Source organism: Streptomyces sp. NRRL F-5122, from assembly GCF_001507435.1.
Classification (GTDB): domain Bacteria; phylum Actinomycetota; class Actinomycetes; order Streptomycetales; family Streptomycetaceae; genus Streptomyces; species Streptomyces lannensis.
Genome location: NZ_LMWH01000237.1, coordinates 16572 through 41966, shown reverse-complemented (window position 1 = coordinate 41966; position 25395 = coordinate 16572). Strand labels below are relative to the sequence as shown.

Annotated in this window: 27 protein-coding genes; 7 read left to right on the top strand and 20 right to left on the bottom strand. The window is 70.1% G+C overall.

What is annotated here, in order from left to right; genetic code table 11:
* Position 1: 1 nt before the first annotated feature.
* The 3 genes from ADL25_RS24790 to ADL25_RS24780 all read left to right on the top strand — a co-directional run bounded on the left by ADL25_RS24790 (position 2) and on the right by ADL25_RS24780 (position 3051).
* On the top strand, positions 2–772 hold the full coding sequence (locus tag ADL25_RS24790) for an ABC transporter permease (protein ID WP_059130032.1): 771 nt from the start codon (positions 2–4) through the stop codon (positions 770–772).
* Between the two features lie 174 nt (positions 773–946).
* Positions 947–2191: an ABC transporter ATP-binding protein gene (locus tag ADL25_RS24785; protein WP_059130031.1), complete on the top strand. Its 1245-nt coding sequence runs from the start codon at positions 947–949 to the stop codon at positions 2189–2191.
* On the top strand, positions 2188–3051 hold the full coding sequence (locus tag ADL25_RS24780) for an ABC transporter permease subunit (RefSeq protein ID WP_059130030.1): 864 nt from the start codon (positions 2188–2190) through the stop codon (positions 3049–3051). Before ADL25_RS24785 ends, ADL25_RS24780 begins: the two co-directional genes overlap by 4 nt.
* 7 nt (positions 3052–3058) lie before the next feature.
* Here the strand turns inward: ADL25_RS24780 and ADL25_RS24775 are convergent, their stop codons facing one another.
* Positions 3059–3391, bottom strand: coding sequence for a hypothetical protein (locus ADL25_RS24775; RefSeq protein ID WP_059130029.1), 333 nt, complete (start codon positions 3389–3391; stop codon positions 3059–3061).
* 219 nt (positions 3392–3610) lie between these two features.
* Here ADL25_RS24775 and ADL25_RS24770 point away from each other — a divergent pair, with 219 nt between their 5' ends.
* Complete coding sequence (locus tag ADL25_RS24770; protein WP_059130028.1) at positions 3611–4639, top strand: LLM class flavin-dependent oxidoreductase; 1029 nt, start codon at positions 3611–3613, stop codon at positions 4637–4639.
* A gap of 102 nt (positions 4640–4741) precedes the next feature.
* Here ADL25_RS24770 and ADL25_RS24765 read toward each other — a convergent pair whose 3' ends face one another.
* Positions 4742–5134: an SCO5389 family protein gene (locus ADL25_RS24765; protein ID WP_059130027.1), complete on the bottom strand. Its 393-nt coding sequence runs from the start codon at positions 5132–5134 to the stop codon at positions 4742–4744.
* Between the two features lie 418 nt (positions 5135–5552).
* On the opposite strand from ADL25_RS24765, the gene nucS reads away from it, so the two are divergent.
* Positions 5553–6224, top strand: coding sequence for an endonuclease NucS (gene nucS / locus ADL25_RS24760; protein WP_059130026.1), 672 nt, complete (start codon positions 5553–5555; stop codon positions 6222–6224).
* A 69-nt stretch (positions 6225–6293) separates the two neighbouring features.
* On the opposite strand, the gene ADL25_RS24755 is transcribed toward nucS, so the two are convergent.
* The 4 genes from ADL25_RS24755 to ADL25_RS49125 all read right to left on the bottom strand — a co-directional run bounded on the left by ADL25_RS24755 (position 6294) and on the right by ADL25_RS49125 (position 10667).
* Complete coding sequence (locus ADL25_RS24755; protein ID WP_059130025.1) at positions 6294–8840, bottom strand: ATP-binding protein; 2547 nt, start codon at positions 8838–8840, stop codon at positions 6294–6296.
* A 246-nt stretch (positions 8841–9086) separates the two neighbouring features.
* Positions 9087–9410: an STAS domain-containing protein gene (locus tag ADL25_RS24750; protein WP_059130024.1), complete on the bottom strand. Its 324-nt coding sequence runs from the start codon at positions 9408–9410 to the stop codon at positions 9087–9089.
* A 145-nt stretch (positions 9411–9555) separates the two neighbouring features.
* Positions 9556–10404, bottom strand: coding sequence for a 3-hydroxyacyl-CoA dehydrogenase family protein (locus ADL25_RS24745; RefSeq protein WP_059130023.1), 849 nt, complete (start codon positions 10402–10404; stop codon positions 9556–9558).
* A 122-nt stretch (positions 10405–10526) separates the two neighbouring features.
* Entirely contained in the window at positions 10527–10667 is a 141-nt protein-coding gene (locus tag ADL25_RS49125; RefSeq protein ID WP_159045000.1) for a hypothetical protein, read from the bottom strand.
* Between the two features lie 535 nt (positions 10668–11202).
* On the opposite strand from ADL25_RS49125, the gene ADL25_RS24740 reads away from it, so the two are divergent.
* On the top strand, positions 11203–11775 hold the full coding sequence (locus ADL25_RS24740) for a cob(I)yrinic acid a,c-diamide adenosyltransferase (protein WP_059130022.1): 573 nt from the start codon (positions 11203–11205) through the stop codon (positions 11773–11775).
* Positions 11776–11793: 18 nt separating this feature from the next.
* On the opposite strand, the gene ADL25_RS49120 is transcribed toward ADL25_RS24740, so the two are convergent.
* Genes ADL25_RS49120 through ADL25_RS24720 form a run of 4 tightly spaced genes read right to left on the bottom strand, consistent with a single transcriptional unit; the run spans position 11794 to position 14670 of the window.
* Positions 11794–12021 (bottom strand): hypothetical protein, encoded by a 228-nt coding sequence (locus ADL25_RS49120; protein ID WP_059130021.1) that lies wholly within the window; start codon positions 12019–12021, stop codon positions 11794–11796.
* Positions 12021–12422 (bottom strand): hypothetical protein, encoded by a 402-nt coding sequence (locus tag ADL25_RS24730; RefSeq protein ID WP_059130020.1) that lies wholly within the window; start codon positions 12420–12422, stop codon positions 12021–12023. Before ADL25_RS24730 ends, ADL25_RS49120 begins: the two co-directional genes overlap by 1 nt.
* Positions 12423–12470: 48 nt before the next feature.
* On the bottom strand, positions 12471–13934 hold the full coding sequence (locus ADL25_RS24725; protein ID WP_059130019.1) for a sensor histidine kinase: 1464 nt from the start codon (positions 13932–13934) through the stop codon (positions 12471–12473).
* A gap of 40 nt (positions 13935–13974) precedes the next feature.
* Positions 13975–14670, bottom strand: coding sequence for a response regulator transcription factor (locus tag ADL25_RS24720; RefSeq protein WP_059130018.1), 696 nt, complete (start codon positions 14668–14670; stop codon positions 13975–13977).
* A gap of 226 nt (positions 14671–14896) precedes the next feature.
* On the opposite strand from ADL25_RS24720, the gene ADL25_RS24715 reads away from it, so the two are divergent.
* Positions 14897–16723 (top strand): glycoside hydrolase family 18 chitinase, encoded by a 1827-nt coding sequence (locus tag ADL25_RS24715; protein WP_059130017.1) that lies wholly within the window; start codon positions 14897–14899, stop codon positions 16721–16723.
* Between the two features lie 64 nt (positions 16724–16787).
* Here ADL25_RS24715 and ADL25_RS24710 read toward each other — a convergent pair whose 3' ends face one another.
* The 10 genes from ADL25_RS24710 to ADL25_RS24665 all read right to left on the bottom strand — a co-directional run bounded on the left by ADL25_RS24710 (position 16788) and on the right by ADL25_RS24665 (position 25206).
* Positions 16788–17234 (bottom strand): DUF2550 domain-containing protein, encoded by a 447-nt coding sequence (locus ADL25_RS24710; RefSeq protein WP_059130016.1) that lies wholly within the window; start codon positions 17232–17234, stop codon positions 16788–16790.
* Between the two features lie 131 nt (positions 17235–17365).
* Positions 17366–17740, bottom strand: a complete 375-nt coding sequence (locus ADL25_RS24705) for a F0F1 ATP synthase subunit epsilon (RefSeq protein WP_059130015.1) — start codon at positions 17738–17740, stop codon at positions 17366–17368.
* Between the two features lie 175 nt (positions 17741–17915).
* Positions 17916–19352: a F0F1 ATP synthase subunit beta gene (gene atpD / locus ADL25_RS24700; protein WP_059130014.1), complete on the bottom strand. Its 1437-nt coding sequence runs from the start codon at positions 19350–19352 to the stop codon at positions 17916–17918.
* A complete protein-coding gene (locus tag ADL25_RS24695) occupies positions 19352–20269 on the bottom strand; it encodes a F0F1 ATP synthase subunit gamma (RefSeq protein ID WP_059130013.1) in 918 nt (305 codons plus the stop codon). The genes atpD and ADL25_RS24695 overlap by 1 nt, the downstream gene beginning before the upstream one ends.
* Positions 20270–20290: 21 nt before the next feature.
* Positions 20291–21883 carry a F0F1 ATP synthase subunit alpha gene (gene atpA / locus ADL25_RS24690; RefSeq protein ID WP_059130012.1) on the bottom strand — a complete coding sequence of 531 codons (1593 nt, stop codon included), beginning with the start codon at positions 21881–21883 and terminating at the stop codon, positions 20291–20293.
* Positions 21884–21998: 115 nt separating this feature from the next.
* Complete coding sequence (locus ADL25_RS24685) at positions 21999–22814, bottom strand: F0F1 ATP synthase subunit delta (RefSeq protein ID WP_059130011.1); 816 nt, start codon at positions 22812–22814, stop codon at positions 21999–22001.
* Positions 22811–23362, bottom strand: a complete 552-nt coding sequence (locus tag ADL25_RS24680) for a F0F1 ATP synthase subunit B (protein ID WP_059130010.1) — start codon at positions 23360–23362, stop codon at positions 22811–22813. Before ADL25_RS24680 ends, ADL25_RS24685 begins: the two co-directional genes overlap by 4 nt.
* Before the next feature lie 39 nt (positions 23363–23401).
* Entirely contained in the window at positions 23402–23647 is a 246-nt protein-coding gene (gene atpE / locus ADL25_RS24675; protein ID WP_059130009.1) for an ATP synthase F0 subunit C, read from the bottom strand.
* Between the two features lie 77 nt (positions 23648–23724).
* Positions 23725–24495: a F0F1 ATP synthase subunit A gene (gene atpB / locus ADL25_RS24670; RefSeq protein WP_059130076.1), complete on the bottom strand. Its 771-nt coding sequence runs from the start codon at positions 24493–24495 to the stop codon at positions 23725–23727.
* 273 nt (positions 24496–24768) lie between these two features.
* Entirely contained in the window at positions 24769–25206 is a 438-nt protein-coding gene (locus tag ADL25_RS24665) for a hypothetical protein (RefSeq protein ID WP_059130008.1), read from the bottom strand.
* Positions 25207–25395 lie beyond the last annotated feature (189 nt).

Genomic DNA, 25395 nt, shown 5'->3' with positions numbered 1-25395 from the left:
CATGGCGATGGCCCATGTCATCAGGTCCGAGTGGACCAAGATCCGGTCGGTGGCGTCCACGGTGTGGACGCTGTCCGCCGCGCTGGTCGTCACCGTGGCCCTCGGCATGCTGATCTCGGCCCTGACCAGGCGGGAGTTCGACAGCATGAGCCCGCGTGACCGGCTCACCCTCGACCCCACCTTCATCAGCTTCGCCGGAATGAGTCTCGGCCAGCTCGCGATGATCGTGTTCGGGGTGCTCGTCGTGTCGAACGAGTACAGCACCGGCATGATCCGGACCTCGCTCGCCGCGGTCCCCCGTCGCGCCACCTTCCTGTTCGGGAAGATCACGGTTGCGACCGCGCTCGCCCTCGTCGTCGGCATGGCCACCAGCTTCCTGGCCTTCTTCCTCGGACAGGCGGTCCTCGGACCGCACGGCGCACGGCTCGGCGACCCCGGCGTACTGCGCGCGGTCGTCGGCGGCGGGCTCTACATGACGCTGATCGCGATGTTCTCGATGGGCATCGCCGCGATGCTGCGCTCGCCGATGCTCTCCCTCGGCGTCCTGATGCCGTTCTTCTTCCTGATCTCCAACATCCTGGGCAACGTCTCGGCAACGAAGAAGATCGGCCGTTTCCTGCCCGACCAGGCCGGCAGCAGGATCCTCCAGGTCGTGCCCGGCGCGGCCGACGACACACCTTACGGTCCCTGGGGCGGCCTGGGGATCATGGTCCTGTGGGTGGCGGCCGCCCTGATCGGGGGATACGCCCTGCTCAAGCAGCGCGACGCCTGAACGCGCCTGACCAGGCAGGACCCGCAGGGAGTCCGGTCAGGGCCCGTTGACGCCGGTGACCTGCGGGCTTTTACATTCTCTTGAGTGGAACCGTCAGCGCCCGGATATCCTCCTAAGCCTTACGGGGGCAGTCTGGGCGCCCCGACGTCCTGAACCTTTCGATGGGTGCGGAGCATGATCGAGGCAGTCGGCCTGACGAAGCGCTATGGCGACAAGACGGCCGTGTACAACCTTTCCTTCCAGGTGCGACCGGGTACCGTCACCGGCTTCCTCGGGCCCAACGGCTCCGGTAAGTCGACGACCATGCGGATGATCCTCGGCCTGGACAACCCCACGTCGGGGCAGGTGACGATCGGCGGCTTCCCGTACCGCAAGCTGCCCAACGCCCCCCGCCAGGTCGGTGCCCTGCTCGACGCCAAGGCCGTGCACGGCGGCCGGGCGGCCCGCAATCACCTGCTCTGCCTCGCCCAGCTGTCCGGGATCCCGGCCCGCCGGGTCGACGAGGTACTCGGCGTCGTCGGCCTGCAGGACGTGGCCAGGAGGCGTTCCAAGGGCTTCTCGCTCGGCATGGGCCAGCGGCTCGGCATCGCTGCCGCGCTGCTCGGCGACCCCCAGGTGCTGCTCTTCGACGAGCCGGTCAACGGTCTCGACCCCGAGGGCATCCTCTGGGTGCGCAATCTGATGAAGTCGCTCGCGGCGGAGGGCCGCACCGTCTTCGTCTCCTCCCACCTCATGAGCGAAATGGCACTCACCGCCGATCACTTGATCGTGATCGGGCGCGGTCAGCTGCTCGCGGACATGAGCGTCCGGGACTTCATCTCCGCCAACTCCGCGGACTTCGCGCGTGTCCGCACCCCCGACACCGAGCCCCAGCAGCGGGAGAAGCTGTCCTCGGCGCTCACCGAGGCGGGCGGCCACGTGCTGCCCGAGCAGGACGGCGCCCTGCGCGTCACCGGGCTGCCGCTGCCGCGCATCAGCGACATCGCGCACGCGTCCGACGTACGGCTGTGGGAGCTGTCTCCGCACCAGGCCTCGCTGGAGGAGGCGTACATGCGGATGACACAGGGCGCGGTCGACTACCGCTCCACCATCGACCAGCGGGCGGGGCTGATGCAGCCGCTGCCGCCGGGCTACCAGCCGCCGATACCGGTGCCGGGTCAGGGCCAGCCGGGCTGGTACGCCCCGCCGCCGCCCCAGCCGGGCGGGCAGCCCTTCGTGATGCCGGGACAGCCCGGGCAGGTCCCCGCGGGCCCGTACGGCGCTCCTGCGGCCCCCGCCGCCCCTGGCGCGGGCGGCCCGAACCCGTACGCCCAGCCGGCCTCCGAGGACCGGGCACCGGCCGGGCCCGCCGCACCCGCGCAGCCGCCCGCCTCCCCCGCTCCCGCCGCCGACCTGACCAAGCCCGAGGACGCCCGATGAGCACGCCCCAGCCCCCGCAGGCCCCGCCCGCCTGGCCGGCCACGCCCGATTCCCGGACCCCCGGTTACACCTCGCCGATCCCGGTGGTGCGCACCCATCTCGGACACGCCATCGCCTCGGAGTGGACGAAGATCAGGTCGGTGCGCTCCACGATGTGGACGCTCGGGGTGTTCGTCCTGCTGGTGATCGGCATCGGCCTGGGCACCGGCGCGCTGGTCGCGAGCTCCTCCTCGGACCTCGGGGGCGAGAGCCCGCTCGCCCTCGGCTTCTTCGGGCTGCTCCTCGGCAGCATGTGCGTGATAACGCTCGGCGTGCTGACCACCGCGTCGGAGTACGGCACCGGCATGATCCGCACCACCATGACCGCGTGCCCCAGCCGCGGGCGGGTGCTGGCGGCGAAGGCGATCGTCTTCTTCCTCGTCGCCTTCGTGGTCACCCTGGTCGCGGCCTCCGTCGTCGCCCTCGCCCAGGCGTCCATGCTGGAGAATCACGGAGCCCGGGTCCCCACCGGCAGCGAGTGGTTCAAGGGAACGGTCGGCGTCTCCCTCTTCATCGCCCTGCTCGGGCTGCTCTCGCTGGTCATCGGGTCGATCGTCCGTCACTCCGCGGGCGCCATCACGATCATGATCGGGCTGCTGCTCGCCCCGCTGGTCATCGCGCTCTTCATGTTCGCGGAGTCGCTCTCGAAGGTGCGCACGGGGCTGCTGGAGTACTCGATCCCCAACCAGCTCAGCGTCTTCTACTCCAACTCGCTGACCTCTTCGGGCCCGACGGGCTGGGACCCGCTGTGGATCGCGCTCGGCGTGACGGCCGTCGCCTTCGCGGGCGCCTTCGTGCTGCTGGAGAAGCGGGACGTGTAGCCCGGACTCAGTGTCTGGGCGCGTTACGGGACCGCTGCACCCGCGAGGTGCGGCGGTCCTTGGCGTTCCAGCAGGCCTTGTGCCAGTGCCGGCGGTCGTCCACGCCCGCGTGCTGGGGCCACGCCACCACGTGCGGGACGCCGGAGGGGATCATCTGGTCGCAGCCCGGGCAGCGGTAGGTCTTGCCCTCGGCACCGGCGCCCGCCACATGGCGCACGCTCCAGTCCTCGCCCTGCCAGCTCTCGGTGGACTGCCAGCCTCCGTAGCGGGACCTGTCGTCGTCGTCCCCGTTCCCGCCGGACGAGCCGGGTCCCTTCGGTCGGTTGCGACGCGGCGACACAGGACACCTCACGGGGGCTGTACGGGGGCTCGGGCACTGTCCAGCCTACGCGGCGCGAGAAGGGGTACGCGTGCGTCACCGTCTTCGACGGAACCCACCCAACAGCACATTCTGCAGACAATCCGCAAATCTTGCCGTCCAGCCGTGACTTGGGCACATGTCAGGCAGTTATGCCGGGCGGGGGAGCTCCGCGTCGGAGCCAGGAAAGCAGGAAGTGCGATGCGCGTAGGAAGTTTTGTACTGGCCGCCCAGTTTCCGGGACAGGGCCAGGGGGAGGCGCTGCACCGCGCGGTGCGGTCGGCCGAGGCCGCCGAGGAAGCGGGCCTGGACACGGTGTGGCTGGCCGAGCACCACTTCGTGCCCTACGGGACCTGCCCGTCGGCGATCACACTGGCGGCCCACCTCCTGGGCCGCACCAGCCGGATCAGGGTCGGCACGGCGGTGAGCGTCCTGCCCACCGCCCACCCGGTGGCGCTCGGCGAGCAGGCGGCGCTGCTGCACGTGGTCTCGGGCGGACGGCTCTCGCTCGGGGTCGGGCGCGGCGGGCCCTGGGTGGACCTGGAGGTCTTCGGCTCGGGCCTCGGGGCCTATGAGACCGGGTTCCCGGAATCACTCGATCTGCTGGTGCGCTGGCTGCGCGAACCGTCCGTCGCCGCCACGGGTGAACGATTCAGCTTCCGCGCGGTCCCCGTGGTCCCGCGTCCGTCGGAGTCGCTCAGCGAGGCCCAGGGCCCCGAGGTCGTGGTCGCCTGCACCTCTCCCTCGAGCGTACGGCTGGCCGCCGAGCGGGGACTGCCGATGCTGCTCGGTATGCACGTCGGGGACGAGGAGAAGTCGGAAATGGTCGCGCTGTGGCGGCAGTTCGCGCGCACGGCCGGGGTCGACGGCGATGTGATCGCCGGCGCGGGCCATGTCTCGGCCGGCGTCTGCCAGATCGCCGACCGGCGCACCGACGCGGTGGAGGCGCTGACGAAGGCGATGCCGGGTTGGCTGAAACAGGGGCTCGACGCCCATGTGACGGTGGACGGCCGGGCCCGCTCGATGCGGGACCCGCTGGCCTACACCGAACTGCTGAGCGCGCTGCATCCGGTGGGCACCCCGCGGTTGTGCGTCGACCGGCTGACGGCGACCGCGGAGCGAACCGGCATCGCGCGCTTCGCCCTGCTCGTCGAGGGCTCGGGCGACCTCGCGGCAACGGAGGAGAACGTGCGCAGGCTGGGTGCCGAGGTACTCCCCCGGCTCCGGTGAACCGCCGGACCGGGCCCGTCATCCCGCCTGGCGGGAGCTTGCCGCTCCGGTACAGATGCACCTCCCGTGTACGGAGCGGCAAGCGTGGCGGCCTCGCGCGCGTCAGCAGTCGCGAAGTTCCGGCGACTGGTTGAGGAGCTGATTGCGGACCGAGGTGAAGCGCGCCAGTGTGTCGTCCACCGAGGAGTCCAGCGGGAACACCGCCACCCGGTGGCAGTTCTGGAAGGCCAGGCGCACTCCGAAGTGCCGCTGCAGGGCGCCGCGTATCGCGTCACTCGCGAGCGCACGCAGCAGCTGTCCACGTGCCTGCTCGTCCGGCGGGGGCGTCTGGTTGTCGGCGAACTCTCCGCCGTCCACCTTCAGCTGGGCCACCAGGGAGCTGATCATCTCCCACGCATAGGGCAGGGAGGTCCGGACGCAGTCGACGAAATCGGCTTCGTCGACCTCGCCTCGCTCGGCCTGTTCGAGTAGGGCCGGTGAGACGTCGAGCGACATGGGTACTCCTCTCGCACCCCAAGACAACAGGGGTTGACGGACAGGGAAGGGAGGCCCGTGGTGCCGAACACGCTGAGTACACACCGCGCGACCTCCCGTTTACTACGGTAAGCAACGGACCGTGACGGCACCAGGAGAATGCACATACCGCGAACTCCCACCAGGCACACAACCAGCCACTGACGAACAGGGGCATCCCGGAAGAAAGGGAGGGGCCCCCGGGACCGCGCCCAGGAGCCCCCGAAGCCCGTGTGAGAGGCCCATGAGCCGGGCGCGGAGGCATGGCTGTGCCACCCCGACGCAACGCACGGGAAACGGCCGAGAGATCACGGGGGAACGGACGGGCGGCGCGGACGGTGCCGGCGGCTCACGAGGGCGAATCGCGCCGGGGCCACGGCGTCGAGTAGCGTTGACGACCATGCGTCTCGTCATTGCCCGGTGTTCCGTCGACTACGCGGGCCGTCTCACCGCTCACCTTCCGGCCGCACCCCGTCTGATCCTCGTGAAGGCGGACGGCAGCGTCTCCATCCACGCGGACGACCGGGCCTACAAGCCCCTCAACTGGATGTCGCCGCCCTGCACCCTGAAGGAGGGCAAGGGCGACGAGGCGGGCGTCTGGACCGTCGTCAACAAGGCGGGCGAGAAACTGATCATCACGATGGAGGAGGTCCTCCACGACTCCTCGCACGAACTGGGCGTGGATCCGGGCCTGATCAAGGACGGTGTGGAAGCACACCTGCAGGAGCTGCTCGCGGACCGCATCGAGACACTCGGCGACGGCTACACGCTCATCCGGCGCGAGTACATGACGGCGATCGGGCCGGTGGACATCCTGTGCCGGGACGCCCAGGGCGGGACCGTCGCCGTGGAGATCAAGCGGCGGGGCGAGATCGACGGTGTGGAACAGCTCACCCGCTACCTGGAACTGCTGAACCGGGACCCCCATCTCGCCCCGGTCCGCGGCATCTTCGCGGCCCAGGAGATCAAGCCGCAGGCCCGTGTGCTCGCCACGGACCGCGGCATCGGCTGCGCGGTCCTGGACTACGACGCGCTGCGGGGCATCGAGGACGACAAGCTGCGGCTGTTCTGAGGGCGGTACGACGACGGCGAAGGCCGGGCCCGCGCTGCGGACCCGGCCTTCGCCGTGTGGACGGTGGCCTCAGATCACCGTGCCCGTGTCCGACGGCGCACCCGGGTCGGCGCCCTCCGGGACGCTCGCCGAGCTGGTCACGGTGGCGGGGGCGCTGGAGGAGGCGGGACCGCTTGCCGAGTTGGAGGCGGGCGGGGTGGTGGTCTCGGTCGGCGGATCCGACGGAGTCACGGGGTCCGACGGCGAGGTCGGCGGGTCCGACGGATCCGAGGGGTCCGACGGCGTGGTTGGCGGCTTGGTCGTCTTCGTCGGCTTCGAGGTGGGCGACTTGGACGGCGACTTCGTAGGCTTCGACCCCTTCGTCCCCGTGGGTTCGTCGACCGGGAACCCGCTCGTGCTGGTCGGCGTCGGGTCGTCGGATGTGCCGTATGTTCCGTCCGGGCCGGGATCCGTCGGCGTCGGCGGTTTGGCGGTGCCGGAGGCGTCTCCGTCGTCACCCTTGTCCACCTTGGCCGCTCCGAGGCCGTCGTCGTCCGCGCCCTGGCTCGCCGAGGGGCCCACACGGACGTTGTCGGAGGGGGCGTTCGGGTCGTTGTTCGATGTCATGCCGAGCGTCACGACCGTACCGAGCAGGGCGGCCAGCGCCGCGCCGGCGCCCGCGGCCACGAGGTTGCGCCGGGTGCCCTTCACCACGCCCCGCAGGCCCTTGGGCGCGGTTCCGCCCGCGGTGCCGCCCTCAGGCTCGTTCACGGCCCGGTGCGTGACGAGCGTGGCCGTGTCCCCGGTCGGGGCGGTCAGCATGAAGCCGGCCGGTACGCCGCCGGGCGGCGACGCCGACTCCTCGTGCCGTGCGTCCGACACCTCCTCGCCCGCCGCGGTCCGCCCGCCGGCCGGCGTCGTCCCGGAACGGTCGGCCACCAGCGCGAGGGCACGCCGTCCGGCGACCGCGCCCCGCTTGTCGGAGAGGGCGCCGCGCAGCCCGATGGAGGCCTCCAGCTCGGCGCGGGCCCGGTCCAGCTGTCCGCCGCAGAGCGCGAGTATGCCCAACTCATGGTGGAAGTAGGCCTGTTCGCCGACCTCTCCGGAGAGCTGGGACGCCTCGGCCCCGGCCCGCAGCGCCCGCTCCCAGGCGCCCCACTGCAGCCCCGCGGCGAACGCGGGGGCGGCCTGCCGGGCCAGCTCGACGGCGGGGGCCTCCTCGTCGCCCTCCGGTGGCGTGGTGTTCGGCACCAGGGCGGTCAGTGCGGCCAGCACGGCGTCGGCCTCCGCCGAGACCCTCTCCGGCGTGACGGAGGGGTGTCCGGCCCACCAGGCGTAGTGCCGGCCGGCCTTGAGCGCGTACTCCTCGGCGCCGGTGGTGTACCCGGCGGCCTCCAGCTGGGTGAGCACCCCGGCCGCGAGCCGGTAGTGGGAGCCGACCGGGGAGACCAGCGCGCAGCCCACGAGTTCGGCGAGCGCCGCGTCCGCGTGGGTGTCGTCGACGAGGGCCGGCAGATGCGTCTGGTGGGGCACCTCGCCGCCGAGTGCAACCGCGAACTTCAGGGTCTCGCGCGCCGACGCGCTCAGCCGGGAGGCGAGCAGCGGGGCGGCCGCGGCGGCCTCGGCGAGCGAGGGCAGCGGGACGTCGTTGCCGTCCCCGGCGTCGAAGGGCGCGTCCACCGGGACGTCCTCGAAGACACCGAACTCGTCCACGGCGCTCTCGTCGGCCTGCTGCCTGTCACGCTGCCGCAGCAGGGCCCCCGCCTGCACGAAGCGCAGCGGCAGCCCTTCGGACTCGAACCACAGATCGCCCGCCCAGTTGGACTCCTCCTCGCTGAGCTCGCGGCCGACGGCCTGCTCGAGCAGTTCCACACCGCCCGCGCGGTCGAGACCGCCGAGGAAGACCTCCTCCACATGCGAGTCGGTCGAGGGTGCGGGCACGTCGGGCGTGGCGGACAGCAGGAACGCGCACTCGGGCGTCGCGTCGAGCAGCTCGTCGAGCGCGCTGCCGCCGATCTCCAGGTCGTCCAGGACGACGACGGCGCCGATCTCGTGGACGTACTGGAGCAGCTCCTGGAGCCCCGGGCGGTACAGGGGTGCCCGGTAGACGGCGGCGAACAGGTCGTACAGGAGGTCGCTCGCGGTGCGGCGGTTGCCGGACAGGCGCACCACGCCGTCGGGCGCGAGGTCCGAGCAGTCCTCGGCGACGACGTCCAGCAGGGCGCTGCGCCCGGAGCCGGCGGGTCCGGTGAGACGGACCGAGCGTCCACGGGCGAGGAGCCTCACCAGTCGCTCACGTTCGTCCTGGCGCTCCAGCAGCGTCGGCGGCCGCTGGACGGATCCCGCGGGCACCGGCGGCCGGGCGGCGGCGGCGCGCGTGGCCCGTTCCGCCGTGGTGTACTTCACCGGCCGCTCGGACCCCGAGGTTCCCTCCGGCGGCCGGACCTCTATCTCGCTGCCGTCGACAGGGTTGACGGTCAGCAGCAGATCGCCGGACACCAGCCCGACGGTTCGCACGAGCGCGGGTACCGGCTGTCCGAAGTCCGGGGTCATGGGATCCCGCGGCGGGCGCTGACGCGGCGTGTCTCCGGCGCCGTCGTGGCCGTACTCCTCGGGTCCCGTGTTGTTCGGGTCCATAGGTCCTAGCCCCCCAAAAGCGTCGTGTGCCTGAGCCCCTCCCGGCCTCGCCGCACACTGCGCTGTCGCTTCTGGTCCGGTGCCCGCTCTAGGGTGTCGGGCGGCGGGCAGCCGAACCCTAAACCTTCGCACAGTATCTCTGACAAGCCGGGGTACCGCGCCGTCCGAGACATCACAGTCTCGTGAGGATTGCGCGCGACGTGCGTTTCGTCAGCGTTCACTCCCGTGACGCGCCGCACTCCTCGCTCACACCCGGGGGAGGGACTCCACCCCGATGCCGCCCTCGATGGCCAGGATCCGGTGCAGCCGGGTGGCCACCAGCAGACGCTGCATCTGGGCCGGCACGCCGCGCAGCACCAGCCGCCGTCCGCACCGTCCGGCCCTCCGATGGACTCCCATGATCACCCCGAGTCCGGTGGCGTCCCAGGAGTCCAGTTCGGACAGGTCGAGGATCAGGTCGCCGACTCCGTCGTCGACGGCCGCATGCAGGACCGTACGGGCGTCCGCCGCGCTGTGGACGTCGAGGCGGCCCCCGACGACCACCCCGGCGTGGTCGCCCCTGATGTGCATATGCGCTCCCCGAGAGTGCGTCGTTCTTACTCCGCGTTGTGGTTGTGCAACTTCTGACTGCCCCAAGGACGATCTGGTTGCCGTCTGTAAGCGAACCGATACCGAATTCACCCCACGGGGTGAGGCCCCAGAGGTGCGTGCGGATTCAGTACGTGTAGAACCCCTGCCCGCTCTTGCGGCCGAAGTCACCGGCGTCAACCATCCGGCGCATCAGCTCCGGCGGAGCGAACTTCTCGTCCTGGGACTCGGTGTAGATGTTGCTGGTGGCGTGCAGCAGGATGTCGACGCCCGTGAGGTCGGCGGTGGCCAGCGGACCCATGGCGTGGCCGAACCCCAGCTTGCAGGCGAGGTCGATGTCCTCGGCGGTGGCCACGCCCGACTCGTAGAGCTTGGTCGCCTCGACGACGAGCGCCGAGATGAGACGGGTCGTCACGAACCCGGCCACGTCGCGGTTGACGACGATGCAGGTCTTGCCCACGGACTCGGCGAACTCCCGGGCGGTGGCGAGGGTCGCGTCGCTCGTCTTGTACCCCCGGACCAGCTCGACGAGCTGCATCATCGGCACCGGCGAGAAGAAGTGCACACCGACGACCCGCTCCGGGTGCTCGGTGGCCGCCGCGATCTTGGTGATCGGGATGGCGGAGGTGTTGGAGGCGAGCACGGCGTCCTCACGGACGAGCTTGTCCAGAGTCCGGAAGATCTCGTGCTTGACCTCGAGCTTCTCGAAGACCGCTTCGATGACGACGTCCGCGTCGGCCGCGGCGTCGAGGTCGGTGGTCGAAGTGATGCGGGCGAGCGCCGCGTCGGCGTCGTGCGCCTCCAGCCTGCCCTTGCTCACGAACTTGTCGTACGAGGCCTTGATGGCGTCCGTGCCACGCGTCAGCGCCTCCTGGGTGACATCACGCAGGACGACGTCCCAACCGGCCTGAGCCGATACCTGGGCGATACCGGAACCCATGAGTCCGGCTCCGATGACGGCAAGCTTCCGTGCCACTGTGCGACTCCCCTGACGCGCTACGTATGCCTCTCGGCCGGACCCTAGCGCTCGTGGGGGGCTGTGTGAGCAGTTAGTAATGCGCGTCACGTCTCACATGACGGACATCACACCGGCACGGGTCATTCCTGGGCCCGGACGGCGTAGTTGGGCACCTTGTCGCTCAACAGCTCCTCGATGCGGTCGAGAAGCACAAGGACCTCGCGGGACCCTGCGTCCGGATTGCGGCCGGCCGTCGTCTCCCGGTCGATGACGGCCGTCACCGTCCGGTGCACCCGGTTGATGCGGCCTGCCGCTCACCGGCCTGCCGCGCCGGCGTCGGGGAGCAGCTCCTGGCAGGCGCCGGTACCGGGTCCGCTGCTCCAACTCGTCCTCTTCGATGCCGCGTTCGCCGGATTCTCGATCGTCTTCGAGAAGAGCCCGGGCATCGCTCGCGGGGATGGTGATCGGCTTCGTCCTCGTGGCGCCGCCGGCCGTCCCGCTCGCCTCCCTGTCGTACGCACCGCCATGAAGGAGGGCATCCCGCAGGAGTACGCACCCGTCGTCAACGCGACGACGATGCCGCTCATGGCGCCGTCCGGGCCGCTTCTGCCGACGGCTCCTGGACCCTGCCGGGCGGGCTGTCCCACCCGATGCCGTTCCGCTGTCCGGTGGACGCGGTCCGGGACGCGTTCCCCGGCTACCGCGCGACGGCGGTCGAACCGTGCGGGGCGCCGGTCGCCACCGGCCTCGCGACACCCGCCGTGACGGTGGGCACACGGGTGTTCCGGACCGCCGGAGCGTAACTACGCTGGTCACATGGTCAATCTGACGCGCATCTACACGCGGACCGGCGACAGCGGGACGACGCACCTCGGCGACATGAGCCGGGTGCCGAAGACCGACCTGCGGATCGCCGCGTACGCGGACGCCAACGAGGCGAACGCGGTCATCGGCACCGCGATCGCGCTGGGCGGACTCGACGAGGCGGTCGTCAAGGTCCTCACCCGCGTACAGAACGATCTGTTCGACGTGGGTGCGGACCTGTCGACGCCCGTGGTCGAGAACCCCGAGTTCCCGCCGCTGCGGGTCGAGCAGTTCTATGTCGACCGGCTGGAGGCGGACTGCGACCGGTTCCTCGAGCAGTTGGAGAAACTGCGCTCGTTCATCCTGCCCGGCGGCACGCCGGGAGCCGCCCTGCTGCACCAGGCCTGCACGGTCGTACGGCGGGCCGAGCGCTCCACCTGGGCCGCTCTGGAGGTCCACGGCGAGGTGATGAACCCGCTGACCGCGACCTATCTCAACCGGCTCTCCGATCTGCTGTTCATCCTCGCCCGGTACGCGAACAAGGAGACCGGCGACGTGCTGTGGGTGCCGGGCGGGGAGCGCTGAACGGCGCTCCCCGGCCCGTCAGCGGTCGCTGTCGTCCTGCGCGGCGTCCTGGTCGGCCCGCGCGAGCGCGGACTCGGCGGCGGACACCGCCTTCTGCGCGTCGGCGAGACCGGAGGGTTCCGCCGAGGGGGCCGCGGACGAGGACGGCGTGGCCGCCGCGCCACGGTTCCCGGCGCAGCCCGCGGTGAGCCCCACCAGGAGGACCACCGCGGGCGCCGCCCGGCGCAGCGCCCGGCGCGCCCGCATCACCTCGCCGCCTTGCCGTTGTTGTGGGCGGCGCACCAGCTCTTGACGCCCTCCAGGTCCCTCTGACGCTGCTGAAGCGTCGGCACCAGGGACTTGCGGAAGGTGAGCCGGTCCTGGAGGAGCGTGGCGATCTCGTCGTGGTCCGCCTTCTTCGCGTTGTCCAGACGCCGCTGGAGCCGTGCGACGGATCCGCGCGCGCCCACTCCGCCGTCGAGCCGCTTCAGCGCCCGCTCGAGTCGCCGGTCGATCTTCGGCACCCGCTTGCACAACGCGTGCGCTCCGTCACCCGTGGGCCCGGGCGCGGGTGAGCTGTCGGCCGCGGCCGCCCCGGTTCCGGTCGCCAGCAGCGCCGCCGCGGCCAGTCCTGCGAGCAGTGTGCGGCGCCCTCGTCGTGCGTCCATCTCCGCCTCCGTTCCGGACGGCCCGTCGTCCGTCCTCCGCCGCGGAGGCTAGGAACCGACTTTGTGGGAACTCTGTGACCGGTTCGCCCCGGCTGCTGCGATCAGCCAGTCCCGCCGGTCGGGCAGCTCGCCGCCGACCCGGGGCAGCCGCACCGCGAAGCGCGCCCCGGCACCGTCCGGACCGTCCCCGACCGTGACACTCCCCCGGTGCAGCGCCGTCTGCTGGGCGACCAGGGTCAGTCCGAGACCCGACCCGGCGCTCTCCGGCCCGCGCAGGAACCGCCCGAAGATCCGCTCGCGCGCCTCGGGCGGCACGCCGGGACCGCGGTCGTCCACCGTGATCACGACCTCGGTGCCGGTGCCCCGCACGCCGACCGCCACCCGTGCGTCGCCCCGCGCGTCCCGTCCGTGCGCCAGTGCGTTGGCGAGCAGGTTGTCCAGCAGCAGCCGCAGTCCGGGCTCCCAGCCGTGCACCGTCAGCCCGGGTTCGGCCCGCAGCGTGATCCGGGCGTGCGGATCACGCCGCCCGGCCTCGGCGACCGCCGCGTCCGCGCTCTCCGCGACGTCCACCGTGCGGAACGCCTCCGCCTCCACCAGATCGCCGCGCCCCAGATCCCGCAGCATCACCAGCAGACCCAGGAGGCGGGCGTGCTCGTTGCGCAGATCGCCGAGGACCTCCGTACGGTCCGGTTCCGGCAGGTCCGGGTGGCCCGTGAGGATGTCGAGGTTGGTGCCCATGCTCATCAGCGGCGTGCGCAGTTCGTGCGAGGCCGCGGCGGAGAAGGAGCGCGCCGTCTCCAGGGCCTCACCGGTGCGGGCGGCCTGTTCGTCGTAGCGTGCCAGGACCGTCCGGAGGGTGTCCGCGAGGTCGTCCACCTCTGTCACGCCGGTGTGCTCGTGATGGAGCCGGGTGGTGCTCGTGCGGGGGTCGAGGCCCGCGGTGCGGCGGCCGAGCCGGCGCAGCGGACCGGTGGCTCCGGTGGCGACGCCCCAGGCGAGCAGACCGGACAGGGGGGCGGCGAGCAGGGCCGTCATGACCACGCGTCGTCGTACGAGCCGGAGCTGGGTCCGCTCGGCGGTGTCGGACTGGAACACCCAGAGGGTGCCGTGGGCGCGGGTGATCTCGACCGGCACGGACAGCGCCCGCCAGCTGTTCCCGCCCTGGCGCACGGTCACCGGTGCGGCGGCCCGCGCCGGCAGCGCCACCGAGGCAGCGGGCTGCGGTCCACCGGTGAAGGTCGCGGCGGGTCCCACGACGCGTATGCCGACGTCGAGTGCCGCGCTGTAGAGCCGCCGTTCCCTGGTGTCGGCCGCCTGGGAACGGCCCGCCGCCGTGGCACGCAGCAGGGCGCGGGCGTCCGGGAGCACGGCCGCGGCCCGCTCGCGCAGCCGGCGGTCCTCCTCCCGGTGCAGATCCTGGGCGACCAGGCGGAGCAGCAGCCAGCCGGAGGCGAGCACGAGCAGCGGGACGGTGAGTCCGACGGCGATTCCGATGCGGGTGGACAGCCTCATACCGACTCCCCCGCAGGCGTGCGCCGGGCACCCCGGTCCGTCATGGTTCCTCCCGGAGCACGAAGCCCACTCCGCGCACCGTGTGCACGAGCCGCCTGCCGCCGTGCGCCTCGAGCTTGCGTCGCAGATAGCTGACGAAGGTGTCGACCGCGTCGGTGCGCACATCGAAGTCGTATCCCCACACCCGGTCCAGGAGCTGGTCGCGGGTGAGGACAAGACCGGCGTTGCGGGCGAGGACTTCGAGGAGTTCGAACTCCCTCCGGGTCAGCTCCAGCGGCCGGCCGCCCCGGTGCGCGGTACGGGCCGCCGGGTCGATCACGAGGTCCGCCAACCGGAGCGTGTCGCGGTCCACCGGCGGCCTGCGGCGCAGCAGGGCGTGCAGCCGCAGCACGAGCTCCTGCAGGGCGAACGGTTTGACGAGGTAGTCGTCGCCGCCCGCCTGGAGGCCGGCGATACGGTCGGCGGTCTCGTCGAGCGCGGAGAGCATGAGCACGGGCAGGTCCTGGCCGTCGCCGCGGAGCCGGGTGCACACCTCGATGCCGCTCATACCGGGCATCGACACGTCGAGGACCAGCACGTCCGGCGGTGTCTCCCGGATCGCCGCGAGCGCCTCGGGACCGCTGCCCGCGGTGCGGACCCGGAAGCCGCCGAGTCGAAGTCCGCGCTCCAGCGAACGGCGGATGGCCGCGTCGTCGTCCACGACGAGCACGGCTCCGGGGCGTATGCCCTGACTCATCCGCCCCTCCCGGATCCGCTTGCAGTCCGGTCAGCGTACGGCCCTGCTCCGAGCGGGCGGCAGCCGGGCGCGGGCGGGGAAACCGGGGTTCCCGCTCGCCAACTGCCCGATGGTCCAGACCTATTGACCGATGGTCCAGACCTTTCTATTCTCGCGGCACTTGGGCGTGAAGGCTCAGTCATGCCCCTGACACCCCCCGGCGCACAACGACCGAAGGAGGCGCGGAATGCGCTTCAGACACAGAGCCGCGGCAGGACTCGCCACCCTGCTGCTTCCGCTCGCCGGCCTGGTGGGACTCGCCGGTCCCGCCCACGCCGCCACATCGGCCACCGCCACCTACGCCAAGACCCAGGACTGGGGCAGCGGCTTCGAAGGCAAGTGGACCGTGAAGAACACCGGTACCACCAGCATCAGTTCCTGGACGATCACCTGGGACTTCCCCTCCGGTACGTCCGTCACCTCGGCGTGGGACGCGGACGTGACGAACTCCGGCACCCACTGGACCGCCAAGAACAAGTCCTACAACGGCACCCTCGCCCCCGGCGCCTCCGTCTCCTTCGGCTTCAACGGCGCCGGTTCGGGGGCGCCGAGCAACTGTTCCCTCAACGGCGCGGGTTGTGACGGCGGCACCACCGTTCCCGGCGACAACCCGCCCTCCGCACCGGGCACACCGACCGCCTCCGCCATCACGGACACCTCGGTGAAGCTGTCCTGGAGCGCGGCGACCGACGACAAGGGCGTCAAGAACTACGACGTGCTGCGCGGCGGCACCAAGGTCGCCACCGTGACGACGTCGTCGTACACGGACACAGGTCTGAGCGCCGGCACCGACTACTCGTACACGATCCAGGCCCGCGACACCGCCGACCAGACCGGCCCGGTCAGCGGCGCGGTCGCGGTGCACACCACGGGCGGCACCACGACCCCGCCGACCACCGGGGACAAGGTCAAGCTCGGCTACTTCACCGAGTGGGGCATCTACGGCCGCAACTACAACGTGAAGAACCTGGTGACGTCCGGCTCCGCCGCGAAGATCACGCACATCAACTACGCCTTCGGCAACGTGACCGGCGGCAAGTGCGCGATCGGCGACTCCTATGCCGACTACGACAAGGCGTTCACCGCCGACCAGTCCGTCAGCGGTGTCGCCGACACCTGGGACCAGCCGCTGCGCGGCAACTTCAACCAGCTGCGCCAGCTGAAGGCCAAGTACCCGAACATCAAGGTGCTGTGGTCGTTCGGCGGATGGACCTGGTCCGGCGGCTTCGGCGAGGCGGCGAAGAACCCGGCCGCCTTCGCCCAGTCCTGCTACGACCTGGTGAAGGACCCCCGCTGGGCCGATGTCTTCGACGGCATCGACCTCGACTGGGAGTACCCGAACGCCTGCGGTCTGTCCTGCGACACCAGCGGGCCCGCGGCCCTGAAGAACGTGATGGCCGCGATGCGCGCCAAGTTCGGCTCCTCCGCCCTGGTCACCGCGGCCGTGACGGCCGACGGCTCCTCCGGCGGCAAGATCGACGCGGCCGACTACGCGGGCGCCGCGAGCTACGTCAACTGGTACAACGTGATGACGTACGACTTCTTCGGCGCCTTCGACGCACAGGGCCCCACCGCCCCGCACTCGCCGCTGACCTCGTACAGCGGTATCCCGCGGGCCGGTTACACCACGGCCGACGCGATCGCAAAGTACAAGGCGGCGGGCGTCCCCGCCGGCAAACTGCTGATCGGCATCGGCTTCTACGGCCGCGGCTGGACCGGCGTCACCCAGGACGCCCCCGGCGGCACGGCCACCGGCGCGGCGCCCGGCACCTACGAGCCGGGCATCGAGGACTACAAGGTGCTCAAGACGTCCTGCCCGGTCACCGGCACCATCGCGGGCACGGCGTACGCGCACTGCGGCAGCAACTGGTGGTCGTACGACACCCCGGCCACCATCGGCACCAAGATGGCCTGGGCCAAGACCCAGGGTCTGGGCGGCGCGTTCTTCTGGGAGTTCAGTGGTGACACCAGCAACGGTGAACTGGTGAGCGCCATCAACAGCAGTCTGTCGTAGGACGGCTTCCCCACCAGGGGCCGCGGTCGCTCCTCCCGGCTTCGTCCGGGGGAAGCGGCCGCGGCTACGCCACGTTCACCCGCTGCCCGGGCGGGGCCGCCTCCAGCCAGGCGAGGAAGCCGGTCAGCGCGTCGTCGCTCATCGCGAGTTCCAGGCGGGTGCCCCGGTGCTGACAGGCGAGGATCACGGCGTCGGAGAGCAGGGCCAGTTCCTCCTCGCCCTCCGGGCTGCGCCGGCCCGCCACCTCGATGGCCGAGCGTTCGAGGACGCGGCGCGGGCGCGGGGCATAGGAGAAGACGCGGTACCACTCGACGCGGTCGCCGTTGTAGCGGGCGACGCCGTAGCTCCAGCCCTTGCCGTTGGTGTCGGGTTTTTCCGGGACGTCCCAGCGCAGGCTGCAGTCGAAGGTGCCCCCCGACCGCTGGATGAGCCTGCGGCGCAGACCGAAGACGAACAGCCCCACCACCACGAGAGCGACGACAATTCCGCACACAGTCAGAGCGAGGACCATCGGCACCGACCTCCTCGTCTCCTAGGTAACGGAACGGAAAAAACACCCCGATTTGCCTCAGCCGCGGCTGGGACCGGATTGCTCCGGTCCCAGCCGCGGCTGAGTGTCACGTCATTGCGTACGCGCTGTGGTCAGCTCGACGCCGCCGCACGCAGTCGGACGTCCGCTCGGCGTTCCGCGGAGGCGTCGGCCTCCGACTTCGCGCGCTCGAGCGCCCGCTCCGCGCGCTGGACGTCGATCTCGTCCGACAGTTCGGCGATCTCGGCCAGCAGCGACAGTTTGTTGTCCGCGAACGAGATGAAACCGCCGTGCACCGCGGCGACGACCGTTCCACCATCACTCGTACGGATGGTCACCGGGCCCGACTCCAGCACACCGAGCAGCGGCTGGTGACCGGGCATGACGCCGATGTCGCCGGACGTGGTGCGCGCGACGACCAGGGTGGCCTCGCCGGACCAGACCTTGCGGTCGGCCGCGACCAGCTCGACGTGCAGCTCAGCAGCCAAGGGTGGCTCCTCGGGTCACCACCCGGCGGTTGCCGGGTGTTGGTCTGAATTCTAGTAGGCGTGGGGAGAGGGGCGGACCGCACCCCGCGGGAACGCGCCCACGGGGTGCTTCTCCACCCCTCTCACCAAGAGGCAGTCCTGTCGCGGACCCGGGAGGGCCCGCGACAGGGGGCCGTCAGGAGACGCCCAGCTCCTTCGCGTTCTTCTTCAGGTCCTCGATGCCACCGCACATGAAGAACGCCTGCTCCGGGAAGTGGTCGTACTCGCCGTCGATGATCGCGTTGAAGGCCGCGATCGACTCCTCCAGCGGGACGTCCGAACCGTCGACGCCGGTGAACTGCTTGGCGACGTGGGTGTTCTGGGACAGGAAGCGCTCCACACGGCGGGCCCGGTGGACGACGAGCTTGTCCTCCTCGCCGAGCTCGTCGATACCGAGGATCGCGATGATGTCCTGGAGGTCCTTGTACTTCTGCAGGATCGTCTTGACGCGCATGGCGGCGTTGTAGTGATCCTGCGCGATGTAACGCGGGTCCAGGATGCGGGACGTGGAGTCCAGCGGGTCCACGGCCGGGTAGATGCCCTTCTCGGAGATCGGACGGGACAGAACCGTCGTCGCGTCGAGGTGGGCGAACGTGGTGGCCGGGGCCGGGTCGGTCAGGTCGTCGGCGGGGACGTAGATCGCCTGCATCGAGGTGATCGAGTGACCGCGGGTCGAGGTGATGCGCTCCTGGAGGAGGCCCATCTCGTCGGCCAGGTTCGGCTGGTAACCCACCGCGGACGGCATACGGCCGAGCAGGGTGGAGACCTCGGAACCGGCCTGCGTGAAGCGGAAGATGTTGTCGATGAAGAACAGCACGTCCTGCTTCTGCACGTCGCGGAAGTACTCCGCCATCGTCAGACCCGCGAGGGCCACACGCAGACGGGTGCCCGGCGGCTCGTCCATCTGACCGAAGACCAGCGCGGTCTTGTCGATGACGCCCGAGTCGCTCATTTCCTCGATGAGGTCGTTGCCCTCACGGGTGCGCTCACCGACACCGGCGAACACGGAGACACCGTCGTGGTTGTTGGCGACACGGTAGATCATCTCCTGGATGAGCACCGTCTTGCCGACGCCGGCGCCACCGAACAGGCCGATCTTGCCGCCCTTGACGTACGGGGTCAGCAGGTCGATGACCTTGACGCCGGTCTCGAACATCTCGGTCTTCGACTCGAGCTCGTCGAAGTTCGGGGCCTTGCGGTGGATGGACCAGCGCTCGCCCTCGTACGTCTCGTCGACGTTCAGCACCTCACCGAGGGTGTTGAACACCTTGCCCTTGGTGAAGTCGCCGACCGGGACGGTGATGCCGTCGCCGGTGTCGACCACCGGGGCCTGGCGGACCAGACCGTCGGTGGGCTGCATGGAGATGGTGCGGACCAGGCCGTCGCCCAGGTGCTGCGCGACCTCGAGGGTCAGCGTCCGCTTCTCCCCCTCCTTCGCCGGGTCCTGGACCTCGACGTGGAGGGCGTTGTAGATGTCCGGGATCGCGTCGACGGGGAACTCCACGTCGACGACCGGGCCGATGACCCGCGCGACGCGGCCCGTCGCCGTGGCCGTCTCAACAGTGGTGGTCATTAGTAGTCACTCCCCGCGGTCGCGTCGGCCAGGGCGCTAGCGCCTCCGACGATCTCGCTGATTTCCTGGGTGATTTCGGCCTGGCGGGCCGCGTTGGCAAGCCGGGTGAGGCTCTCGATGAGCTCGCCGGCGTTGTCGGTGGCCGACTTCATCGCGCGCCGCGTTGCGGCGTGCTTCGAAGCGGCCGACTGGAGCAGCGCGTTGTAGATACGGCTCTCCACGTAGCGCGGCAGCAGGGCGTCGAGGACGTCCTCCGCCGAGGGCTCGAAGTCGTACAGCGGAAGGATCTCGCCCTTGCCGTGCGACTCCTCCGCCACCTCCTCGAGGCTGAGCGGCAGCAGCCGGGCGTCGAGCGCCGACTGCGTCATCATCGAGACGAACTCGGTGTAGACGATGTGGAGTTCGTCCACGCCGCCGTCCGCCGTCTCCTTCTCGATGGCCTCGATCAACGGAGCCGCGACATTCTTGGCGTCCGCGTACGTCGGGTCGTCGGTGAAGCCCGTCCACGACTCCGTGATCTTGCGCTCACGGAAGTTGTAGTGCGCGACACCACGACGGCCGACGATGTACGTGTCGACCTGCTTGCCCTCGCGCTCCAGCCGTGCGGTCAGCTGCTCCGCCGCCTTGATCGCGTTGGAGTTGAAGGCGCCGGCCAGACCGCGGTCGCTCGTCAGGAGCAGCACCGCGGACCGCGTCACCGTCTCGGCCTGCGTGGTCAGCGGGTGCTTGGTGTTCGAGCCGGTGCCGACCGCCGTGACCGCGCGAGTGAGCTCGGTCGCGTAGGGCGTGGAGGCCGCCACCTTGCGCTGCGCCTTGACGACGCGCGAGGCGGCGATCATCTCCATCGCCTTCGTGATCTTCTTGGTCGCGCTGACGGATCGGATGCGACGCTTGTAGACCCGGAGCTGGGCTCCCATGAGTCAGGTCCCTTCCTTACGTCACTTGGCGGCTGCAGCCGGGGTGTCCTCGCCGAGCAGCTTGCCGTCCGAGGTCTCGAACTGCTTCTTGAACTCCGCGACGGCGTCGTCGATCGCCTGGATCGTGTCGTCCGACATCTTGGCGCCCTCCTTGATGGAGGTCATGAGGCCCTGGTGCTTGCGGTGCAGGAAGTCCAGGAGCTCACGCTCGAAGCGACGGATGTCGTTGACCGGAACGTCGTCCATACGGCCGTTGGTGCCGGCCCAGACGGAAACGACCTGGTCCTCGGTGGCCATCGGCTCGTACTGGTTCTGCTTCAGCAGCTCGACCATGCGCTGACCGCGCTCCAGCTGCGCCTTCGACGCGGCGTCCAGGTCGGAACCGAAGGCGGCGAACGCCTCCAGCTCACGGAACTGGGCGAGGTCCACGCGCAGACGGCCGGACACCTGGCGCATGGCCTTGTGCTGGGCGGAACCACCGACGCGGGAGACCGAGATACCGACGTTCAGGGCCGGACGCTGGCCGGCGTTGAACAGGTCGGACTCCAGGAAGCACTGGCCGTCGGTGATGGAGATGACGTTGGTCGGGATGAACGCCGAGACGTCGTTGGCCTTGGTCTCGACGATCGGCAGACCGGTCATCGAACCGGCGCCCATGTCGTCGGAGAGCTTGGCGCAGCGCTCCAGCAGACGGGAGTGCAGGTAGAAGACGTCACCCGGGTAGGCCTCACGGCCCGGCGGGCGGCGCAGCAGCAGGGACACGGCGCGGTAGGCGTCGGCCTGCTTCGAGAGGTCGTCGAAGATGATGAGGACGTGCTTGCCCGCGTACATCCAGTGCTGGCCGATGGCCGATCCGGTGTACGGCGCCAGGTACTTGAAGCCGGCCGGGTCGGACGCCGGGGCGGCGACGATGGTCGTGTACTCCAGCGCGCCGTTCTCCTCCAGCGCGCGGCGGACCGACGCGATGGTCGAGCCCTTCTGGCCGATGGCGACGTAGATGCAGCGGACCTGCTTCTTCGGGTCGCCGGAACGCCAGTTGTCACGCTGGTTGATGATCGTGTCGACGGCCAGGGCGGTCTTGCCGGTCTGCCGGTCACCGATGATCAGCTGGCGCTGGCCGCGGCCGATCGGGGTCATGGCGTCGACGGCCTTGTAGCCGGTCTCCATCGGCTCGTGCACCGACTTGCGCTGCATGACCGTGGGGGCCTGCAGCTCGAGGGCGCGACGGCCCTCGGTCTCGATCTCGCCGAGACCGTCGATGGGGTTGCCGAGCGGGTCGACGACGCGGCCGAGGTATCCCTCGCCCACCGCGACCGAGAGCACCTCACCGGTGCGCTGCACCGGCTGGCCCTCCTCGATGCCGCTGAACTCACCGAGGACGATGGCACCGATCTCGCGCTCCTCGAGGTTGAGGGCGAGGCCGAGGGTGCCGTCCTCGAACTTCAGCAGTTCGTTGGCCATGGCCGAGGGCAGACCCTCGACCTTCGCGATGCCGTCGCCGGCAAGGGTGACCGTACCGACCTCCTCGCGCGAGGCCGCGTCCGGCTTGTACGACTGGACAAAGTTCTCCAGCGCGTCCCGGATCTCCTCCGGCCGGATCGTGAGCTCCGCCATCTGGGTTCCCTGCTCTCCTTGTTGGGCCCGAAGTTTCTGTGGGGGTCTGGGGGCGACCCCCAGGAATCCTCTGCACGGCCCAACTCGGGCCGTTGTACTGCGTATGGAGTTGCTGCTAGCTCGCCATGCGGCGGCGGGCGTCCTCGAGCCGGTCCTCGATCGAACCGTTGATGACCTCGTCGCCGACCTGCACCCGGATCCCGCCGAGGACCTCGGGGTCCACGTCCAGGTTGAGGTGCATCTGGCGGCCGTAGAGCTTGGCCAGCGCGGCACCGAGGCGCTGCTTCTGGGTGTCGCTCAGCGGCGCCGCCGAGGTGACGACGGCGACCATGCGGTCACGGCGCGCGGCCGCGAGCTTGGACAGGGACTCGAGTCCCGCTTCCAGGCTACGTCCCCGCGGCGCGGTCACAAGGCGCGTCACCAGACGCTCGGTCGTCACGTTGGCGCGACCACCGATCAGCCGCCGCAGCAGCTCGCTCTTGGCGGAGACACTCGCGGCCCGGTCGGTCAGCGCGGCACGCAGCCCGGTGTCCGAGGAGACGATCCGGCTGAACCGGAACAGCTCGTCCTCCACGTCGTCGAGCGCGTCCGCCTTCTCGGCGGCGGTGAGGTCGGCGAGGTTCGCCAGCTCCTCGAGCGCGTCCACCAGGTCACGCGACTGCGACCACCGGGTACGCACCATGCCGGACACCAGGTCCGCGGTCGGCCCGCTGACCTGTGCGCCGAGCAGGCGCTGCACCAGTTCGGCCTTGGCCTCGCCGGGCTGCGCCGGGTCGGTGAGGACCCGACGCAGCGACGCCTCGCGGTCGAGCAGCGCGGTGACGGCGGCCAGCTCGTCGGCGAGCTGCGCCGCGTCCACGGACGTCGAGTCCGTCAGCGCGTCGAGACGCTCGCGTGCGGCAGCCAGGGCCTCGCGGCTCGCTCCGTTCATCGCGCGGCCTCGGCCTTCTCCTCGAGCTCGTCGAGGAAGCGGTCGATGACGCGGCTCTGCCGGGCGTGGTCCTCGAGGGACTCACCGACGAGCTTGCCGGCCAGCTCGGTGGCCAGCGTGCCGACGTCCTGTCGCAGCGCCTGAGCGGCGGCCTTGCGGTCGGCCTCGATCTGCGCGTGACCGGCGGCGACGATCTCCTCGCGCTGCCGCTGGCCTTCCGCCCGCATCTCGGCGATGAGGGTGGCACCCTGCTCCTGCGCCTCCTGGCGCAGACGCGCGGCCTCGTGCCGGGCCTCGGCGAGCTGGGCCTTGTACTGCTCAAGGACGCTCTGGGCCTCGACCTTCATGGCGTCGGCCTCTTCGATACCGCCTTCGATCGCCGCGCGACGCTCCTCCAGAACCTTGTTGATGTTCGGAAGCAGCTTCTTCCAGAAGAAGAAGAACACGATGGCGAAGGCGATGGTGCCGACGAGCAGCTCCGGGCCCGGGGGGACGAGCGGGTTCTGCTCCGTCTCCTCGGCCGCCAGCTGTACCAGGTTGGCGATCACATCAGTGCCTTTCGTCGATTCGTGTCGGGTAAGAGCTGATTACTTACCGAACACGAACGGCATAACGATGCCGATGAGGGCGAGCGCCTCACAGAAGGCGAAGCCCAGGATCTGGTTGGCACGGATCAGACCGGCGGCCTCGGGCTGGCGGGCCAGGGCCTGCGTGCCGTTACCGAAGATGATGCCGACGCCGATGCCGGGGCCGATCGCAGCGAGGCCGTAGCCGATCGAGCCGACGGAGCCGTGGACACCAGCGGTGGCGGCGAGGGTCTCAAGAGCGGACATGCCGGTTCTTCCTTCTCTTTCATGGACCGGTGGGGGTTGGCCACCGGACGTCTCGGGGTGGGCGGAGGTGGTACGGATCAGTGGTGCTCGGAGAGAGCGCCCTGAACGTAGGAGCAGGCGAGGAGCACGAAGACGTACGCCTGGACGGCCTGGACGAAGAGCTCGAAGCAGATCATGGCCATCGTCATCACGAAGGAGACGCCGGCGCCCACGACCAGCCAGCTGTTCAGCAGGTACCAGGAGGCCACGGTGAACATGACCAGCATCAGGTGACCGGCGAACATGTTGGCGAAGAGTCGAACCGCGTGCGTGAACGGGCGGACCAGCAGGTTCGAGAAGAACTCGATGACCATCACGAGCGGCAGCACCGCGCCGAGCGACTTGTCGTAGCCGGTGACGTTCTTGAAGAAGCCGACGAAGCCGTGCTTCTTGAAGGTCAGCACCACCCACGTGAGGTAGACGATCGCGGCGAGCACTGCCGGGTAGGCGATGACCGACGACACCGGGAACTGGGCCAGCGGAATCACGGACCAGACGTTCATGATCCAGATGAAGAAGAACAGCGAGACCATGAGCGGGACGTACTTCTCGCCCTCGCGCTTGCCCAACGTCTCGTACACGATGCCGCGGCGCACGAAGTCGTAGCCGGCCTCGCCGATCATCTGCACCTTGCCCGGGACGACCTTGGCCTTGCCGAAGGCGGCCCAGAAGAAGGCGACGATGACGAGGGTGGCAAGGAGGGCGAGCAGCATCACCTTGTTGAACTCGAAGCCCCCCACCGTGGCGAGCGGCTTGAACATGAAGGACTGCAGGCCCGGGGCCGGGAAACCGCACCCGTTGTCGGACAGGACCCGACAACTCCAGTCAAAGGCGAGCTGGGTCTGGTCAGCACTCACCGCGGGCTCCTTCGGCGTGACGCATGGGTACGGCAACCTCGTTGTGTCGGCGCGGCGCGCAGCCGCGGATCGGCACCGGACTGGTGTTACGGATGTGGGGGCGGCTTCGGGCCCTCGAGCCTCGCGATTGAGCAGGCGTCAGCTCAAGTGCCCGCGCCCGCGATGCCGCAGTTGGCACCGGACGATAGCAGGATCTCTCACACGTCTTTATCCCGGCCCTACCCCTCACGTCGCGGAGCCCGCCTTCTGGGACTTCTCGCGCTCCTGGGAGTCCGGGTCGACGTAGAACAGCTTGGCCTTCATGTGCGCACGAGCCTGCGCGGCCATCCACACGACGGTCGCGACGACGAGCGAGAGGGCGAACGCCTTCGCGTTGAAGAGGGACGTGTCCTTGAAGAGGCCCACGAAGATCAGAAGCAGCAGCAGCTGTGCGACATAGAGCATCAGGCCCATGGCCTGGAACAGATGCGGGAGCGTTTTTGCGGTCCACTGCAGGACGTACAGGCCGATCCCCATGAAGACGATGGCCAGCACCGCACCGACAGCCGCGCCGAGCGCCCCCTTGCCACCCGCGACAACACCGCCGGCGGCCACGGCGAGCACGCCGACGGCCGCTGTGGGCACAGCGGTCTGCAGTAGGTTCCGGGCGTCATTGGACGGCATGGCGGCAACTCCGCTTTCACAGGGGGCAGGGTGTCGTCATGGACGAGCGTAGTCCCGGGCCGAGTGGGGTCCTCACACCGAGGGTCCCTCTCACTGGGCCCATCGGCTCTTTCCCGGGGTTCTCGTGAACCGTATCACAAACTATTTGATGCGGTCTTTACCTAGACGGTGTGCCCGCCGTCACACATG

Coding starts and splice junctions, on each gene's coding strand:
- ADL25_RS24725 (WP_059130019.1), bottom strand. CDS start 13,934: ATGAGGCTGTCCACCCGCATCGGAATCGCCGTCGGACTCACCGTCCCG.
- atpD (WP_059130014.1), bottom strand. CDS start 19,352: ATGACCACCACTGTTGAGACGGCCACGGCGACGGGCCGCGTCGCGCGG.
- ADL25_RS24720 (WP_059130018.1), bottom strand. CDS start 14,670: ATGAGTCAGGGCATACGCCCCGGAGCCGTGCTCGTCGTGGACGACGAC.
- ADL25_RS24780 (WP_059130030.1), top strand. CDS start 2,188: ATGAGCACGCCCCAGCCCCCGCAGGCCCCGCCCGCCTGGCCGGCCACG.
- ADL25_RS24790 (WP_059130032.1), top strand. CDS start 2: ATGGCGATGGCCCATGTCATCAGGTCCGAGTGGACCAAGATCCGGTCG.
- ADL25_RS24730 (WP_059130020.1), bottom strand. CDS start 12,422: ATGGACGCACGACGAGGGCGCCGCACACTGCTCGCAGGACTGGCCGCG.
- ADL25_RS24770 (WP_059130028.1), top strand. CDS start 3,611: ATGCGCGTAGGAAGTTTTGTACTGGCCGCCCAGTTTCCGGGACAGGGC.
- ADL25_RS24765 (WP_059130027.1), bottom strand. CDS start 5,134: ATGTCGCTCGACGTCTCACCGGCCCTACTCGAACAGGCCGAGCGAGGC.
- ADL25_RS24715 (WP_059130017.1), top strand. CDS start 14,897: ATGCGCTTCAGACACAGAGCCGCGGCAGGACTCGCCACCCTGCTGCTT.
- ADL25_RS24710 (WP_059130016.1), bottom strand. CDS start 17,234: ATGGTCCTCGCTCTGACTGTGTGCGGAATTGTCGTCGCTCTCGTGGTG.
- atpE (WP_059130009.1), bottom strand. CDS start 23,647: ATGTCCGCTCTTGAGACCCTCGCCGCCACCGCTGGTGTCCACGGCTCC.
- ADL25_RS24785 (WP_059130031.1), top strand. CDS start 947: ATGATCGAGGCAGTCGGCCTGACGAAGCGCTATGGCGACAAGACGGCC.
- ADL25_RS24750 (WP_059130024.1), bottom strand. CDS start 9,410: ATGCACATCAGGGGCGACCACGCCGGGGTGGTCGTCGGGGGCCGCCTC.
- ADL25_RS49120 (WP_059130021.1), bottom strand. CDS start 12,021: ATGCGGGCGCGCCGGGCGCTGCGCCGGGCGGCGCCCGCGGTGGTCCTC.
- ADL25_RS24695 (WP_059130013.1), bottom strand. CDS start 20,269: ATGGGAGCCCAGCTCCGGGTCTACAAGCGTCGCATCCGATCCGTCAGC.
- ADL25_RS24755 (WP_059130025.1), bottom strand. CDS start 8,840: ATGGACCCGAACAACACGGGACCCGAGGAGTACGGCCACGACGGCGCC.
- ADL25_RS24740 (WP_059130022.1), top strand. CDS start 11,203: ATGGTCAATCTGACGCGCATCTACACGCGGACCGGCGACAGCGGGACG.
- nucS (WP_059130026.1), top strand. CDS start 5,553: ATGCGTCTCGTCATTGCCCGGTGTTCCGTCGACTACGCGGGCCGTCTC.
- ADL25_RS24685 (WP_059130011.1), bottom strand. CDS start 22,814: ATGAACGGAGCGAGCCGCGAGGCCCTGGCTGCCGCACGCGAGCGTCTC.
- atpA (WP_059130012.1), bottom strand. CDS start 21,883: ATGGCGGAGCTCACGATCCGGCCGGAGGAGATCCGGGACGCGCTGGAG.
- ADL25_RS24665 (WP_059130008.1), bottom strand. CDS start 25,206: ATGCCGTCCAATGACGCCCGGAACCTACTGCAGACCGCTGTGCCCACA.